Raw genomic sequence first — 17,010 nt, forward strand, 5'->3', positions numbered from 1 at the left:
CATCACGCGGCGACGCTGTTGCCGTAGCCGATGATCCCCGTGGCCAGTACCAACAGACCGATCCCGCCCCACACCATGGCGCGGATGCGCCTCGTCGCGTCGCGCCATTCGCTAAAGGCAAAGCCCCACAGCGTGCCGAAGATGATGATCGACGCCATGTGCAGCGTCCAGGACGAAAAGCCAAACTGTCCCATCTGGCTCTCACCCATCGTGTAGAAGAAGAACTGGAAATACCAAGCCGTACCCGCCACCGCGCACAAAGCGAAATTGGCAAGCAGCGGTGGTCGGGCTTCTTTCTCTACCCGGCCGAGCCACTGCCCCGCGGATCGGTTGCGTACGATCAAAACGGCGCACCAGATCGCGTTGGTCATCAGCCCGCCGAGCATCACCAAGCACAGCACCGGCAACCCGGTCCACAGCGACCCGGTGCCCGCCGCGGCCGATAGCACCTTGACCGGCTCGCCTGCCGCCAGTCCGAAGGCAAAGCAGGCCGACATGATGCCGGAGAAAATCGCCACAGCGATGCCCTTGCGAAAATTGAACTCGGTGATCGACGCGGCCTTTTGCGCGGGCGACAAGGCCGCATCTTTCTTCGCGCCCGCCACCGCAACGATGACGATCCCCGCTAACGTCACGATCAGCCCGAGCAAAACGATATTGCCGCTCGCAGTGTTAAGGAGCTTGGCGGCGAAATCACCCGCGAAGAGGGGCGGAATCAGCGTCCCGAATACTGTACACAGCCCCAGCACCACTGCCATCCCCAGCGATAGCCCGAGATACCGCATCGTCAGTCCATAGGTTAGCCCGCCCAGCCCCCACAGCATGCCAAAGACAACGCACCAACCGATCGTCTCGTACGGGGTCGCCAACATGACCCCGATTAAATCGTTGGTCTGCACCGACGCGAAGAACCAAGGAGCGATCGCCCAGGAAAAGATTCCGCCGGTTAGCCAGAAGATCTCCCAGGACCAACGACGAACGCCGCGATAGGGGACGTAGAAGCTGGCGGAGGCGAGCCCCCCCAACCAATGATAGGCGACGCCGATCAGAGGATTACTCATTGTCGCGATCCTTGAGTTCTAGACCGAGCCGGTAAATACGATTGGCGTTGCCGCCCCAGAGGGCGCGTCGTTCGCTCTCAGAGAACGGGGCGATGATGGTGGCATAAGCGCCAAGCGTATCGTCGAAGGTTCCAAACAGCCCATCCGTTGGAAAGTCACTCGCGACACACGCTCGGTCGGTACCGAAAATGTCGATGGCCTCTAGGATCCAAGGGCGGGCGACGCTGGCCGTCCATGGCCGCTGCACGAACCCGAAGCCCGATATCTTGATCGCCACGTTGGGCATCTCTGCCAGCCGGCGTAAGCCCGCCGACCAGATCGCGCGGCCATCGGGATCGTCCGGGACAGGCATGCCCAGGTGATTGACGATCACTGAAACGTCGGGATGGCGAGCGATTGTCGACGCAAGTGCGGCGAACTGGTTTGGATATGCCTGCAGATCGAACGAAAGGTCGAACCGGGACAATAGCGCGAAACCGCGTTGCCATGCAGGATCGACGGTTACGTCACGGGGAGTGTAGGTGAGCTTAGGGCTCTCGTGCCAGTTGAGGATATGGCGGATGCCCCGGACATGGCGATGACCAGTGTGTGCAGCCAGGATCGACCCGATATCCGGATCGTCCAGCGCGGCGAAGGCTACGATCCCGTCGGGGCCGTCAGCCAGCCTTTGCAGCCACTCGGTCTCGGCCACGGCGTCGATCGGATCGGCTCCAGCCTCGACATGAACGGTGCCCGCGACGTGCCACCGAGCGGCGTCGCCGCGATAGTTAGCGGGCAAATAAGTCTTTGCGATCCGTTCGACCGAGCCACCAGGGCCGTCTGCCGAAAACGGTTGCGTCAACCAGGGATAGCGATGGCGCGCCAAGTCCCAGAAATGAACATGCGCGTCTACGAAGGGAATGTTATGCATGGGATCTCCTCTCCGGAGCGCCCGGTATGCCGGGTCGCCGCGTTGCTGCGTCGATGGTCAGAAGGTCGTGCGGCCTCCGGACGTGTCGAACGTCGATGCGGTCGTGAAGCTACATTCCTCGCTAGCCATGAAGCATACCATCGCAGCCGATTCATCGATTTCGCCAAGGCGGCCCATCGGGATCTTTGAGCGCATGTAATCAACCTGGCTTTTCGGTAACTGGGCGAGGATGGGACTTTCGAACGTAGCGGGAGTGAGCGCGTTGGCGATGATGCCCTTGTCGGCTAATTCCTTGCCGAGCGACTTGGTCAATCCGATCACCGCCGCTTTTGTCGCCGAATATGCGCTCGCGTTCGGATTGCCTTCCTTGCCCGCAACCGACGACAGATTGACGATGCGGCCATACCCGTTGGCCAGCATCAGCGGCACGACGGCACGGTTGCAGTAGAACAGTCCGTTGAGATTGACGTTGACGACCCGGAGCCAGCTTTCGATCGGGTATTCATGCAGTGGCGCCGTTGCACCGGTGATACCGGCCGAGCAGACAAGGACGTCGATCTGGCCAAGGGCAGCGTGCGTAGAAGCGATCGCGGCCTCCACGGCCTGCAGATCCGATACATCGAGCGCCTCAACATGTACCGCCCCGATCTCGTCACGGACCGCTTCCAAGGCCTCGCTGTTTAGATCCCACAGCGCAACCGTTCCGCCCTCGGCCACGATGCGTGAGGCAACGGCCTTGCCCAAGCCGGAGGCACCGCCTGTGACGATCGCCGCACGACCGGCAAAGCGGCCGGCGAACACTCTCATGCTGGCGCACCGGTGCGGGGATGCCGCCACGCGACGACGGCTTGCGTCTGGACGCCGAGCTTAGCGATTGTGAGATGCATCGTGTCGCCGGGTTTGAGGAACACGGCCTGCGGCTTCTTGCCTTCGCCCACGCCGGGCGGCGTGCCAGTGATCAGCAGGTCGCCGGGCTCAAGCGTCACATATTCGCTTACGTACGCGATAAGTTCGTCTACCGGGAAGATCATCGTCTTCGTGTTGCCGGTCTGCATCCGCTCTCCGTTGACGTCGAGCGTCATGGCAAGGTCCTGCGGGTCACCGACTTCGTCCGGCGTGACGAGCCAGGGGCCGACCGGACAGAAGGTGTCGTGACCCTTGCCTTTGGACCACTGGGTCCCGCGCTGTTTCTGGTTGAACCGCTCCGACACGTCATTGGCGAGCACGTAGCCGGCGATATGGTCCATGGCGTCAACGCGATCGACGTAGCGACACGTCTTGCCGATGATGACGCCCAGCTCTACCTCCCAGTCGCCGTGCGTCGCATCCTTCGGCAGCACGACCGTGTCGTTGGGCCCGGTCATGCTGGACAGCGGTTTCATAAACATCATCGGCTCGGTAGGGATCGGCAGGTTCGATTCGATTGCGTGATCGCGGTAGTTGAGGCCAATCGCGACGATCTTGCCGATCCCGGCAATCGGCACTCCGTAGCGCTGGTCGGCATCGACCAACGCTAAAGTCGCGACGTCCACCGATGTGAGGCCAGCGAGCGCCCCAACGGTGATGTCGGCGACGTGCGCCGAGAGATCGCGGATCCGGCCCTCGGCATCGACGATCCCCGGCTTTTCAGCGCCCGCGGCGCCATAACGGCAGAATTTCATGGGTCTGTGCCTTAGTGCGCGTAGGGGCGATTGAGCGGAATGTCGCGATTGAGCTCGACGCCGAACCCCGGCTTGTCGAGCTGGCTCGCCTTGATGCGGCCGTTGACCGGCACCGGTTCACCGAGCAGTTGCGGCGCGAACATCGGCACCACTTCGGTCGGCCCCGGATGCATCATCAGGAACTCGGCGAACGGCGAATTGTGACGCGTGATTACGAAGTGGTAGCTGTAGACGCTGGAACCGTGCGGTACGACCATCTTGCCCTTGGCGTCCGCTAGCGCGCTGATCTTGAGCAGCTCGGTGATGCCGCCGCACCAGCCGACATCGGGCTGGATAATGTCGCAACAGTCCATTTCGAGAAGCATGCGAAAGCCCCAGCGGGTCGCTTCATGCTCGCCGGTGGTCACCAGCATGCCCTTGGGCACGTTGCGCTTCAGCTCGGCATAGCCCCAATAATCGTCCGGGCTGATCGCTTCCTCGATCCACTTCAGCCCGTGCTCGTGACAGGCGATCGCAAGCCGGGTCGCATAGTCGACGTCGAGCGCCATCCAGCAATCGTACATCAGCCAGAAATCGTCGCCGACCTTGGCGCGCATGTCTGTGAGCATCGCGACGTTTTTATGGAGCCCCGCCAGCCCTTCGGTCGGACCGTGGTGCAGCGGCATCTTGCCACCGATGAAGCCAAGCTCTTTCGCGACGTCCGGACGCGCGCCGGTGGCGTAGAATTGCAGCTCGTCACGAACCGGGCCACCAAGCAACTGGTGGACGGGTTCGCCCCTCAGCTTACCGATCAGGTCCCATAGTGCCAGGTCGATCCCGGAGATGGCGTTCACCACCAGTCCCTTGCGCCCGTAATATTGTGTCGAGAAATACATCTGGTCCCAGATCCTCTCATAGTCTGCCGGGTTGCGGCCTTCGAGGAAGCGGGCAAGGTGTTTTTCGACGATGTAGCAGGCGGGCTCGCCGCCGGTCGTGACTGCAAATCCGATCGTGCCGTCATCCGCCTCAATCTCAACGACCAATGTGCCTAGCACATTGATCCCGAAGCTTCGACGCGACTCCCGATACTCCGGATAGCGGCTCATCGGCGTGGCGATGTGATCGTCGATCCAGTGCGCGTCGGTCTGGTCGTGATAGTCGGCGCCACCGCCGGTCGCGGTGAAGGCTCGCACATTTTTGATCTTCGGTAGCGCCACGGTCCATCCTGCCCTTATCCTGCGATGTTCCAAACCGGAGCACAACAGCTGTTGCCATATTATGGTATAGTATCCTAGGGAATGAACATCATGGCGTCAACAGAACATACCGTAAGCATCGACAAGGAAGCGACCGTCGGAGCTGGCAGTCAGACGCTGATGCGTGGGCTTGACGTGCTCGAGGCCATCGCTCGTGAGACGATGAGCCTTCCTCAACTGGCAGATCATCTCGAGCTGACGAAAAGTACGACACACCGACTTGCAAGCGCTCTGGTCGAGCGCGGGTATTTGGCATTCACGCCCCGTGCCGGATACCGGCTTGGCCCAAAGCTGCTGGAACTTGGGGCGTTGGCGCATATCCAGGCAGACCTCATCCAGATAGCTCGCGAACATCTGGAAGCGCTGTCTGCGTCGACGGAGGATACCGTTCATTTGGGCATCCTTGAAGGCGACTACGCGCTGTATCTCGACAAACGGCCCGGCCGGCGCAGGATTACGATTTCGAGCCAGGTTGGTGACCGGCAGCCGTTAACATCAACCGGGCTGGGTAAGGCCCTCATGCTTGACCATTCACCTGCTTACTGGCGCGAGCGGTTCGAAGCTGATCAGGCAGGTGGGTCTCACCCCGCTGATTGGGACGTGTGGGTGGCCCGGATGCATAGCTATGTGGAAGCAGGGCGTGCGTTTGACCTTGAAGAGAACGAAGACCAGATCCGTTGCGTCGCGGCACCCGTACGAGACGCAAAGAACTCCATCGTCGGTGCGATCAGCGTCTCCTCTGCTGCCCAGTACATGAGTGATGATCGCATGGACGAACTGTCCAACACGGTTCGCGAAGTCGCTAACGCGGTGAGCCGGGATATTGGATGGATCGGCAACCAAATCAAAAAGTAGGAGTGGGGCATGCTGCTGAAGGACAAAAAGGTACTGGTGACCGGGGCGTCGACCGGTATCGGCCGCGCGGCCGCCATCTCGGCGGCCGGCCATGGTGCAGACGTGGCCATCAACTTCCTTGCCGGTGATGACGAGGCAGCGTCCTGCGTCGCCGCGATAGAGGCCCTAGGGCGTAAGGGCGTGGCGATTGCCGGCGATGTCGCCGATCCCGCAACTGCCGGCGACTTTGTTGCAAAGGCCGTTGAGGCAATGGGTCGGGTCGACATATTCGTCAACAACGCCGGCATTTGTCCATTCCACGCGTTTCTCGACATGCCCGTCGCGACGTTCGAGCGGACGATGCGGGTAAACCTGCACGGTGCCTATTTCATGGTCCAGGCTGCCGCCAACCAGATGGTACGACAGGGACAGGGGGGCTCGATCATCGCGGTTTCGTCAATTTCAGCACTAGTCGGTGGGGAGTACCAGACACACTACACCCCCACCAAGGCCGGCGTGCATTCTCTGATGCAGTCGGCAGCAATTGCGCTGGGCAAGCACGGCATTCGCTGCAACTCGGTTCTACCGGGCACGATCCTGACCGACATCAACATGGATGACCTGGCTGATCCGGAAAAGAGAGCGCGAATGGCTACGCGAATTCCATTGGGTAGGCTCGGCGAACCCGACGATGTGGCGGGCCCTATCGTGTTCCTGGCTTCCGACCTCGCGCGCTACGTCACCGGCGCTGCCCTGCTGGTCGACGGCGGCGCATTCGTAAACCTGCAATGATTCACTCACTAATCGCCTGGGTTTACCCGAAACGAGACAGTCGGCGCCTCAAACCAGGCAGAGCGAGGACGGATTCATGAAAGCTGCCTCCGCACTGGATTACCGCGAACTCGCGCGAAAGCGGCTACCGCATTTCCTTTTCGAATATATCGACGGGGGTAGCTATTCCGAGGTCACGCTCAAACGCAACGTAGCCGATCTCGAGGAGATAGCACTGCGCCAGAGAGTGCTAACTGATGTTTCCACTCTAGATCTTTCGACCGAGTTGTTTGGACGAACCCAACTATTGCCAATCGCTTTGGCGCCGATTGGGCTTGCCGGCATGAACGCCCGACGAGGAGAAGTACAGGCTGCTCGCGCGGCGCAGACCGCAGGCATACCTTTCTGCCTGTCAACAGTTTCGGCATGCTCGCTCGATGAGGTCGCGGCTGGAACCTCTCAGCCATTCTGGTTCCAGCTATACATGATCCGCGATCGCGCCTTCATGCGCGATCTCTTGGCAAAAGCCAAGGCGGCGCAGTGTTCTGCCTTGGTTTTCACAGTTGATATGCCCGTACCCGGATCACGCTATCGTGACTATCGATCAGGTCTTGCGGGCGCAACGGGCTTAATGGGAGCAGCCCGCCGGGCAATTCAGGCGGCACTGCGCCCCGCCTGGGCTTACGATGTCGCACTCAGGGGACGCCCTCACCAATTAGGCAATGTCGCGCCGGTCTTAGGCAAGAATACCGGATTAGAAGACTTCTTCGCCTGGATGCGCAACAATTTCGATCCTACCGTATCGTGGAACGACTTGACGTTCATTCGTGAAATCTGGGACGGTCCGTTGATCATCAAGGGGATATTGGACGTTGACGATGCAAAGGCTGCTGCAGATTTAGGTGCAGATGGGATTGTTGTTTCCAATCATGGAGGGCGGCAGCTCGACGGCGTTCCCTCAACGGCGCGGGCACTGCCGCCGATTGCCGACGCGGTACGGGATCGGCTGACCATATTGGCCGACGGTGGTGTGCGCTCCGGCTTGGACGTCGTACGTATGCTCGCCTTGGGCGCTCACGGCGTACTACTGGGCCGGGCTTGGGTCTACGCTTTGGCTGCCGGGGGCGAGAAGGGGGTAGACCATATGCTGCGGTTGATCGAGGCTGAAATACGCGTGGCGATGGCCCTGACGAGCTGCCGCAACATAGCCGAGATCGGCCCCGGCACCTTGGTAGCGCCCGGAAGGCTTGGCTAAGCCTGATTGAGTTTATTACCGCTCGTCTCACCGCAAGCCAGACATGGAAAGAAAGCGACTCATAAAACGCGATGCGCCCGTCAAACTAATTCAACCGGCCGATCTAAATGGCGGCATACCTGAGGTCGATACCGAGGCGTAGCTAGCTGATTCCTATGACAGTAGCCTCGACGAGCATGATGATGCGATGTGGGCTAACTCCCATAATATGAAATTGTAATTTATTATCCGATAAATATTTGTCCTACCATATAGACAAAGAGACATATTGTGATATCTAACTCCATAAGACGGGATTAACTCGACAAAAAGTTTCAGGAGAGATCTATGATCAGCACGGCATTGCGCATTCGATATCTTGTCTCGAGTGCGGCGCTTATGCCGCTGGCCACAGCACTCATGATAGGCGAAGGTAGACCTGCTACTGCGCAGTCGGTGCCATCCAACGCTGGTTTAGTAACTCCTGATGTCGAGGCTGAAGCCGCCCCGAAAGAATTGTCCCAGACCGAACAGGCCATGGAGCCGTCCGCCACAGCTCCCGAAGTCGCCAGTCAGACCGATATCGTAGTGACGGGCACGCTCGTTCGAGGCATCGCACCGGTCGGGACAAACGTTCTCGGTATCACAAGCCGCGACGTTGAGCGGTCGGGAGCTGTCAACGCCCAGCAGTTGCTCGCGCAGGTGCCGCAGATCAGCAACTTTTTCAACGGGACGCCGGCAACCAGCGGTGACGTGACGTTCCCCGTCGCCACGCCGGTCATCCGCAATCTTCCCGGTATCAATTCGACTCTGACGCTGCTCAATGGTCGTCGGTTCGTCAATCTCGGCATCATTCAGGCGGCCGGGGATCCCGGCGCCTTACCCGTCTCCGCAATCGAGCGGGTCGAAGTCGTCCCCGATGGCGGTTCGGCGACATACGGTTCGGACGCGGTTGGCGGTACGATCAATTTCATCCCACGCACGCGTTTCGATGGCGTGCAGCTCGACGGTACGTACGGCGTTGCAGACAATTACCGGCAACGGTACATCAGCGCCCTGGTAGGCAAGGCCTGGACCGGTGGCTCCATCTATGCAGCCTATTCCTTTACGCAGAATGATGCGCTGCTGGGCAAGGATAGGGATTACGTTTCGCAATTCCGGCAGGACAAGGGCGGGGCGGACTATCGCAGTAGCAACTGCGCGGCGCCGAACGTCATTGCTGGCGGTGTTTCCTATGCACTCCCCGGACTGACTCCCGGCACGAACCGCTGCGACACGTCGGATCCGTCGTCAATTTTTCCAGAGCAGCGTCGTCACAACGCTTTCATCTACATGACGCAGCAGCTTTCACCCGGAATCCGTTTCGAGAACCAGGTTTATTATTCGAGCTTGGTCGCTCACAGCTATCGCAGCCAGATCGGCTCTACGGTTGCTATCGATGAACGCAACCCGTTCTTCCGTTCGATCGCAGGGGAGACGACGCAGTCGGTGCAGCTTGCATATGATCCGGTCTGGGGCGCCCAGCGCTCGGCGCGAACCTATACCAGCCAATGGGGCGTCTCGCCAAAGTTCACCGTATCACTGCCGAGCGATTTCCAGCTCGAATTGCGCGGCAATTACGGACGTGGCTTCGTACGGGTGACGGAGCAGACGTTCAACGCGCAACTCGAAAGCGCGGCACTGCTTGGCACGACCACCGCCACGGCGTTGAACCCGTATAATCTGGCCGCGTCCGATTCCGCTCTGCTCGACGCCATTCACGATTACGGCAACTACGCCGCGTCGTCGACGGAGATGCGCGAGGCACGTGCGGTCGTCAACGGCTCCCTCTTGACGCTGCCGGGCGGCGAAGTGCGTGTGGCGCTCGGTGGTGAGCTTCGTCACGAGCGGCAGGCTGTCCGAAATACGCAGGCAACGTTAGATCAGGGCCGGTTCGGGCAGTTGTTCATTGGCAACCGCAGCGTATCCTCGGCGTTCGGCGAGGCGGTGATTCCGGTCTTCGGCGATGGGAATGGCTTCGCGGGGATGCAGCGGCTGACTCTTTCGGCGGCTGTTCGTTACGACAAGTACAGCGATGCCGGAGACGCGTGGAATCCGAAGTTCGGCGCGACTTGGGTGCCCTTCCGTTCGCTGACTATCCGCGGCAACTACGGTACCTCGTTTTCGGCACCGCAGCTGGGCGACACGACCGCGGCCGCCGATACGCGAGCTCAGGTGTTTAACAATAGCTTCAATATCGCGCCTAATGCGGCGGTATCCGAGGCACAGCGGCGTACCATCCTTATCGCAGGGGGTAATCCAGGCCTCAAGCCTCAGACCGCGGACACGTTCTCGGTCGGCGCCGATTTCAAGCCCACCTTTGTACCCGGCCTGACGATCAGCGGAACCTATTATTGGGTCAAGTTCAAGAATTTGATCTCGATCACGCCGGTGTTCGATGGTGCGATCTACACACCTGCATTCGCGCAATATATCACGATCAACCCGACGCTGGACCAGGCGCGGCAGCTGCTTTCCGGCTTCCGATTGGATGGTATCGCCAGTGTCGACGCTCTCTATGCCAACGGTCAGAGCCCCTATGTGATCGCCGACGCGAGGCGCTACAATCTTGGCATCCAGCGTACACAGGGCATCGATTACAACGTGGCGTACGACAAGCCAACGAGCTTTGGTTCCTTGAATGTGTCGGTTGCCGGCTCCTATACGCTCGTGCGCGATAGCCAGCCGTTCGCAGGCGGCGAGACGACCAACGCCTTCGATGTCGGCGCGCCACGTTCGACCTTGGTTGCGACAGCCGGCGCAAAGGCCGGCGGCCTAAGCGGGCAGGTCCAGTATTTCCGGACCAGCGGTTACGACCTCGGCAACAATGTCCGGCAGGACCACGTCGGAGCGTTCACACCCGTCAACCTCTTCGTTTCGTATGATCTCGGCGATGATGGCCCGCTCAAAAATACCCAGGTCAGCGTCACCGCGCAAAATCTTTTTGACCGTGATCCTCCGTTCTTCAACGGCGGCAACGGCTACACGAATGGAAGCACCTATGGGCGCATGATCCTCTTGGGACTCCGCAAGGGGTTTTGACCGAGCTTCCCGTCTTTCTGAGGCCACCGCTCTATTACGGATTTCGTGAATGGCTGAAAAGAGTCTTCCCCGAGACAACCCCGCGCTTTCGATAGGTTGCCGAAAACTTAGCGCAGGCGGGGGCTGGGGCGGGTTTGAGCGCGACGATCGTGTGGCCGAACCGGTCTGGACGAGCGAGACCGCGGGAGCTTGCGCTCGATGTGCCGGTCAATACCAGTCATATCAAACTCGCCTTCGATTTCTTGCTGCGGGCCAAATACCTATTGTCGGGCTATTCCATACGGTACGGTGTCTGCCAAGCGATGGGAGCGCTGGCACAGCAATGTCGGCGGCGTGTCGATGAACCCTGTTAACCATTATGCCTTCGGCGCGCTGTGTGCGGTCCCGTACCTCAGAATTGCCGGGGCCGAGCCGATCGAACCCGGTTTAACACGCTTCCGCGTGGCACCCGTCCTCGATCCTCCATTCGCCTCGGCTCGCGCAATAATGAAGAGCGCTTCAGGGCCTGTCAAAGTGGATTGGCCGCACATGCCTTCATATCGCCCTGAGTGTCACGTTCCTTCGAATACAACGGCAACTATTGATCTATCGGGCCGCAAAATAGTTCGCGGCTCTAGAACAGGCGGAATCAAACTTTTGATTAGGGAATATCGGGTAAAATTATAACTTTATCGATGCTGGCTCGAGTCGCCTGTCGGCAGTAAGGTACAAGTTAAACACCGTAGAGACCGAGTGTATCATGTATAAGAGAATTGATAGGGAATTCTTAAAGATAAGTACGGTGATTAGTCTGGCGGCTACGTTGGCGGTTATGATCGACACCGTTGCTGTAAGTCCCAGTTCTGCGCAGGAGGGCGCGCCCACCGTTCAGCCCTTGCAGATCGATCCGGCCCGCCCCGACTGGGAGAACCCGGCCGTCTTCGCAATCGGGAAGCTGCCCGCCAGCGCGACCGGGTTTCCGTTCGAGAGCCGAGCCAAGGCATTGGCCGGCGTCGAGGCGTCGTCGGACCGGTATTTGACGCTCGATGGTGACTGGAAGTTCGCGCTGTCACCCAGTGCGGATCGTCTGCCGTCGGGGTTCGAGCAACCTGCATACGACGTGTCCGGATGGAAAACGGTCAAGGTGCCTGCTGATTGGCAGGCGCAGGGATACGACCAGCCACGCTACAACAACATCACCTATCCCTTTCCCGCCAATCGTCCGCTGATTCCGCATGCGACCGATCCGGTCGGCTCGTATCGTCGTACCATCGACATGCCTGTGGGATGGAACGGCAGCGACGTAATTCTGCACATCGGCGCGGCGGGATCGGCCTATTATGTCTGGATGAATGGCCAGAAGGTCGGCTATTCCGAGGACTCCAAGCTGCCGAGCGAATTCGATGTCACTCGGTATGTGAAGCCGGGCGGCAACACGGTTGCGATCCAGGTCTTTCGCTGGTCCGACGGAAGCTATCTCGAGGACCAAGATTTCTGGCGTGTTTCGGGCATAGAACGCTCGGTGTACCTGATCGCCGCCCCGAGTATGCGGTTGCGCGACGTGTTCGTGCGCGCCGCGCTCGATGCGTCGTATCGCGATGGTTTGCTTACCGTTGATTTTGCCGTGACGCCCGGCGTCTCGGCCACCGCACGTTTGCTGCTGTACGATGGCGACCGACTGGTCGCGGAGCGCAGTGCCTCGGTTGCGGCGGGCGGGGCCGAGCGCAGCGTCACTTTGGCCGCCACCGTGGCGGGGGTCAGGCCGTGGACCGCTGAAACGCCCGATCTCTACACCTTGGTCACCGAACTAGCGGATGCGCGCGGCAAGACGCTGCAATCGACCGCGCGGAAGATCGGGTTCCGGACGGTTGCCATGCTTGACGGGCGCGTGACGGTGAACGGCAAGCCCATCACGATCCGCGGCGTCAATCGGCACGAGCACGACCCCGAGACATTCCACGTCATCAGTCGCGCGTCGATGGAGCATGACGTCCAGTTGATGAAGCGGGCCAACATCAATGCGATTCGCACATCGCATTACCCGAACGATCCTTATCTCTACGAATTAGCTGATCGCTATGGTCTATACGTCATGGACGAGGCGAACATCGAAAGTCACGCGTACATGGACTACGCGAACAAGCATCCCTTGGACCGCGCGAAATTCCAGATAGGGTTCGACCCTGCTTGGAAAGCGGCACACATCAGCCGCGTCGCGAACATGGTCGAACGCGACAAGAATCATCCGTCGATCATCTTCTGGTCGCTCGGCAATGAGGCGGGGATCGGGCCCAATTTCGAGGCGGCTGCGGCGGTCGCAAAGGCGCGCGATCCGAGCCGGCTGGTGAGCTATCTCGGCTGGGGCACCTGGGACGGCATAGACGATCACCGGCCGAACTGGTACGCCGATATCTACGCGCCAATGTACGACCCTGCGGTGAAATTGGCTGACTATGCGACCAACTGGAATTTCAAGCAGCCGGTGATCCAGACCGAATATGCTCACATGATGGGCAATTCGGGTGGCAATCTAAAAGACTATTGGGACACCATCTACGCACATTCGAACAAGCTACAGGGCGGATTCCTGTGGGATTGGGTCGACCAGTCGATGTACCGCTACACCAAAGACGGCAGGCGCTACTGGGGCGATGGCGGCGAATATGGCCCGAACGTCGGCGGCGAGATAGAGTTCGGCGACGGCCTGCTCCAATCCGATCGTACTCCCAACCCGGCGTTGTACGAGGTTCGAAAGGTCTATGCGCCGATCCAGTTCGAAGGGTTCGACGGGATGCACCTCACGGTCCGCAACCGTCATGATTTCCGCGACTTGTCGGGCTTCGACTTCGATTGGGAGCTTGCCGAGAACGGCGTCGTCGTCACTGGCGGCAGGCTTCCCGGCGTGAACGTCCCCGCACGCGGAGCCGCTGTGATCGCGTTGCCGCTGGCCGGCTATTCACGGCGCGCAGACGCGGAATATTTCGTAACAATACGCGCTCGGGCGAAGGCGGGCGCGATCCCGCAGGTTCCCGCCGATGCCGTCGTCGGCTGGGAGCAATTCGCGCTGGCCACCGCGCCGGTCGAGACGGCTTCGCCAGTCGCTCCAGCTACCGGCGCCGTTACATTGCGACAGTCGGGGAATGCGGTGACTTTGTCGGCAGCGGGAGCCGTGCTGGAAGTCGACCGTCGCACCGGCCTGATCCTCCGTTATGCCGTGAACGGCCGCGACATCGCCTCAGCCGGTGCGCCAAATTTTTGGCGCGCGGTGACCGACAACGACATCGGCATCGGAACCGAAAAGCAGCTCGCGATGTGGAAGGTTATGAGCGATACGAGGGTCGTGCGCGCGGTGCGTGCCGTGGGCTCGACGGTCACGGTCGAGTTCGCGCTGGGCGACGGGGCGGCGAACTTCACAAGTGTCTACGCGATGGCGGGAGACGGATCAGTCGCGGTGTCGGGCACACTCGATCCGATCAAGGCGGACTTGCCACCGCCGTTCCGTGTCGGGCTAGCCTTCGCAATGCCGACCGACGTGACTACGCTCGAATGGTACGGCCGCGGGCCGCACGAAAGCTACGTTGATCGCAAGACATCGGCGCCGATCGGGCTGTGGCGCGGCGCGATCGCGGACCAGAACCATGATTACATCCGCCCGCAGGAAACCGGCAATAAGGTCGACGTTCGCTGGATGGAGGTGTCCGGCGCTGGCCGGGGGCTGCGCGTAGCTGGCGACGTACCGCTGATGATGAACGCGCTCGCCTTCCCCTATGCGGACCTCGACCGGCACTCGCCGGGCAGCTGGAAATCGACCGATGTCGTGCCGCATGGACAGGTCACGTTGCTGATCGATTCCGCTCAATGGGGCGTCGGCGGGGACACCCAATGGAGCGAATTCGGCAAGCCGCTTCCGGAATACCGTACGACGCTCAGGCCAACGCGTGTCGCCTTCCGCCTCACACCGTTCACCGGTGACGGAACAACCCCCGACAAAACGCGCCCGGCGCGCGCTACGGAGACCGAATGATGCGTATTATGTTCAGCGCAATCGCGCTGGTCCTGGCCAGTCCGGCGTTGGCGCAGCAGGCACCCTTGGTCGATGGCCTGTCGGCTACGGTCACAGTCCACGCGGACAAGCCTGCGCCGATATTCGACAAGCGCATCTTCGGGCAGTTCGCCGAGCATCTCGGCACCGGCATCTATGGCGGCATCTGGGTCGGCAGGGGCAGTCCCATTCCCAACGTAAACGGATATCGCACCGATGTTCTCGACGCGCTGAAAGCGATCCGCACGCCGGTGATTCGTTGGCCCGGCGGCTGTTTCGCCGATGAATATCATTGGCGTGAAGGTCTTGGGGCGCCCACCAAGCGCAAGGTGAAGATCAACACGAACTGGGGCGGCGTGACCGAGGACAATGCGGTCGGCACGCACGAGTTCATGAACTTTTCCGAACTGGTCGGGGCCGAGCCGTACGTCTCTGGTAATGTCGGTAACGGCGCAGCTAGCGAAATGGCGGAGTGGGTCGAGTACATGACGTCGCCGACCGGCTCCAGTCTAGCGAAGGAACGCGCGGCAAACGGGCGCAAGACACCGTGGAAATTGCCGATGTTCGGTATTGGGAACGAGCTATGGGGCTGCGGCGGCAACATGCGCCCCGAATATGCCGCCGACCTCACTCGGCGCTATTCGACTTTCATCAAGATGCCCGCGGGGCAGCAGGTGATGAAGATCGCCAGCGGTGCTAACGCCGATGATTATAACTGGACCGAGGTAATGATGCGCGATGCCAGCACCGCGTTCGATGGGATCGGCGTGCATTACTATACCATCCCATACGACTGGAGCAAAAAGGGCGCGGCAACCGGTTTTGACGAAGACCAGTGGGCGCGTACGCTTGCGAAAACCCTCAAGATGGACGACTACATTACCGAGCATGCCAAGCGCATGGACAAATACGACCCCAGCAAGCGCGTCGCGTTGCTCGTCGACGAATGGGGTACCTGGTATGATCAGGAACCGGGCAGTCACCCGGGCTTCCTCTATCAGCAGAACTCGTTGCGCGATGCACTGGTCACTAGCCTGAACTTCGACATATTCGCCCGGCATACCGATCGCCTACGCGGCGCCAACATCGCGCAAATGGTCAATGTGCTGCAGGCGATGATGTTAACCGACGGCAACCGTATGGTGAAGACGCCGACCTATTGGGTCTTCGACATGTACAAGGATTATCAGGACGGCGTAGTCCTGCCGGTCGACGTCAAGTCGAGCTGGTACAACAAGAACGAGTGGACGCTGAAGGCAGTTAGCGCGAGCGCGACACGAGGCGTCGATGGCGCGGTGCACATGGGCCTAACCAACGTGAATCCCAACAAGCCGGCGACAATCTTAGTGAAGCTCGACGGCGTGGTCGCAACGCGCGTCACCGGGCGTATCCTGACCGCTACGGCGATCGATGCGCACAATACATTCGATGCGCCGAACATGGTTATACCAGCCGCCTTCGACGGCGCGACGCTGGCGGCAGGGACGCTGACGGTGACGTTGCCGCCGAAGTCGGTCGTGATGCTTGACATCCGCTAATACACTAAGAAAAGAGAAAAACTAGTTCAGGACCTAACGATTAAAGCGCTTCAACAATATTTGTATCCGATCTGTGAAATACCATACCGGCCGGCAGCTTCTGAATGCCGTTACCGAGGACGTTGAAAAACAGCGAACTGGATCAACAACCCGTGCCGGTACAAACCTCTTGTCTAAATGAGCTGCCCCCTTCTGAGCGGTCCAACGACTATGAGAGTCTGGATCAAGGAAGGGACGACTAATGCCTGCGAAAAAGCATAAGCCGGAAGAGATCATCGGGAAGCTGCGTGAAGTTGAAATCGTCCTGGGCCAGGGCGGGACGACCGCCGAGGCGTGTCGGCGGATCGCGGTCAGCGAGCAAACCTATTACCGCTGGCGCAAGGAATATGGTGGGCTGAAGACGGATCAGGCTCGTCGGATGAAGGATCTGGAGAAGGAGAACCTGCGGCTGCGGCGTGCGATCTCCGACCTGACACTGGACAAGCTGATCCTGCAGGAGGCGGCACGGGGAAACTTCTAAGCCCCGCGCGGCGCCGGCGCTGCATTGACCAAGTGAAAGAGGTGCTGGACGTATCCGAGCGACGGGTGTGTCGCGTGCTCGGGCAGCATCGGTCGACGCAGCGCAAGGTGCCGTGTGGGGCAGATGACGAACAGGCACTGACTG

12 protein-coding genes and 1 pseudogene are annotated in these 17,010 nt (G+C 60.2%); 8 read left to right on the top strand and 5 right to left on the bottom strand.

What is annotated here, in order from left to right:
* Positions 1-2: 2 nt before the first annotated feature.
* Genes rhaT through rhmD form a run of 5 tightly spaced genes read right to left on the bottom strand, consistent with a single transcriptional unit; the run spans position 3 to position 4,828 of the window.
* Positions 3-1,061 carry an L-rhamnose/proton symporter RhaT gene (rhaT, locus tag O6Y00_RS16305; RefSeq protein WP_353443647.1) on the bottom strand — a complete coding sequence of 353 codons (1,059 nt, stop codon included), beginning with the start codon at positions 1,059-1,061 and terminating at the stop codon, positions 3-5.
* On the bottom strand, positions 1,054-1,971 hold the full coding sequence (locus tag O6Y00_RS16310; protein ID WP_353443648.1) for an amidohydrolase family protein: 918 nt from the start codon (positions 1,969-1,971) through the stop codon (positions 1,054-1,056). Before O6Y00_RS16310 ends, rhaT begins: the two co-directional genes overlap by 8 nt.
* Before the next feature lie 57 nt (positions 1,972-2,028).
* Positions 2,029-2,778 carry an SDR family NAD(P)-dependent oxidoreductase gene (locus tag O6Y00_RS16315; protein WP_353443649.1) on the bottom strand — a complete coding sequence of 250 codons (750 nt, stop codon included), beginning with the start codon at positions 2,776-2,778 and terminating at the stop codon, positions 2,029-2,031.
* On the bottom strand, positions 2,775-3,632 hold the full coding sequence (locus O6Y00_RS16320; protein WP_353443650.1) for a fumarylacetoacetate hydrolase family protein: 858 nt from the start codon (positions 3,630-3,632) through the stop codon (positions 2,775-2,777). The genes O6Y00_RS16315 and O6Y00_RS16320 overlap by 4 nt, the downstream gene beginning before the upstream one ends.
* 11 nt (positions 3,633-3,643) lie before the next feature.
* The gene (rhmD, locus tag O6Y00_RS16325; protein WP_353443651.1) at positions 3,644-4,828 is read right to left on the bottom strand and encodes an L-rhamnonate dehydratase; all 1,185 of its coding nucleotides are present in this window, start codon (positions 4,826-4,828) and stop codon (positions 3,644-3,646) included.
* 81 nt (positions 4,829-4,909) lie between these two features.
* Here rhmD and O6Y00_RS16330 point away from each other — a divergent pair, with 81 nt between their 5' ends.
* From O6Y00_RS16330 to O6Y00_RS16365, 8 genes and pseudogenes are all read left to right on the top strand, one after another.
* Positions 4,910-5,722 carry an IclR family transcriptional regulator gene (locus tag O6Y00_RS16330; RefSeq protein ID WP_435368640.1) on the top strand — a complete coding sequence of 271 codons (813 nt, stop codon included), beginning with the start codon at positions 4,910-4,912 and terminating at the stop codon, positions 5,720-5,722.
* Positions 5,723-5,731: 9 nt separating this feature from the next.
* Positions 5,732-6,493 carry an SDR family NAD(P)-dependent oxidoreductase gene (locus tag O6Y00_RS16335; protein WP_353443652.1) on the top strand — a complete coding sequence of 254 codons (762 nt, stop codon included), beginning with the start codon at positions 5,732-5,734 and terminating at the stop codon, positions 6,491-6,493.
* Positions 6,494-6,569: 76 nt separating this feature from the next.
* Positions 6,570-7,727, top strand: a complete 1,158-nt coding sequence (gene lldD, locus O6Y00_RS16340) for an FMN-dependent L-lactate dehydrogenase LldD (protein ID WP_353443653.1) — start codon at positions 6,570-6,572, stop codon at positions 7,725-7,727.
* 327 nt (positions 7,728-8,054) lie between these two features.
* Complete coding sequence (locus O6Y00_RS16345) at positions 8,055-10,787, top strand: TonB-dependent receptor plug domain-containing protein (RefSeq protein ID WP_353443654.1); 2,733 nt, start codon at positions 8,055-8,057, stop codon at positions 10,785-10,787.
* 339 nt (positions 10,788-11,126) lie between these two features.
* Positions 11,127-11,453, top strand: coding sequence for an alpha-L-rhamnosidase C-terminal domain-containing protein (locus O6Y00_RS16350; protein ID WP_353443670.1), 327 nt, complete (start codon positions 11,127-11,129; stop codon positions 11,451-11,453).
* 145 nt (positions 11,454-11,598) lie between these two features.
* On the top strand, positions 11,599-14,790 hold the full coding sequence (locus O6Y00_RS16355) for a glycoside hydrolase family 2 TIM barrel-domain containing protein (protein ID WP_353443655.1): 3,192 nt from the start codon (positions 11,599-11,601) through the stop codon (positions 14,788-14,790).
* The gene (locus tag O6Y00_RS16360; RefSeq protein WP_353443656.1) at positions 14,790-16,346 is read left to right on the top strand and encodes an alpha-N-arabinofuranosidase; all 1,557 of its coding nucleotides are present in this window, start codon (positions 14,790-14,792) and stop codon (positions 16,344-16,346) included. The genes O6Y00_RS16355 and O6Y00_RS16360 overlap by 1 nt, the downstream gene beginning before the upstream one ends.
* 241 nt (positions 16,347-16,587) lie before the next feature.
* Positions 16,588-17,010, top strand: a pseudogene (locus tag O6Y00_RS16365) (transposase); the annotation flags it as partial.

The sequence above is a fragment of the Sphingomonas faeni genome, assembly GCF_040407565.1.
GTDB classification, from domain to species: Bacteria; Pseudomonadota; Alphaproteobacteria; order Sphingomonadales; family Sphingomonadaceae; genus Sphingomonas; species Sphingomonas faeni_F.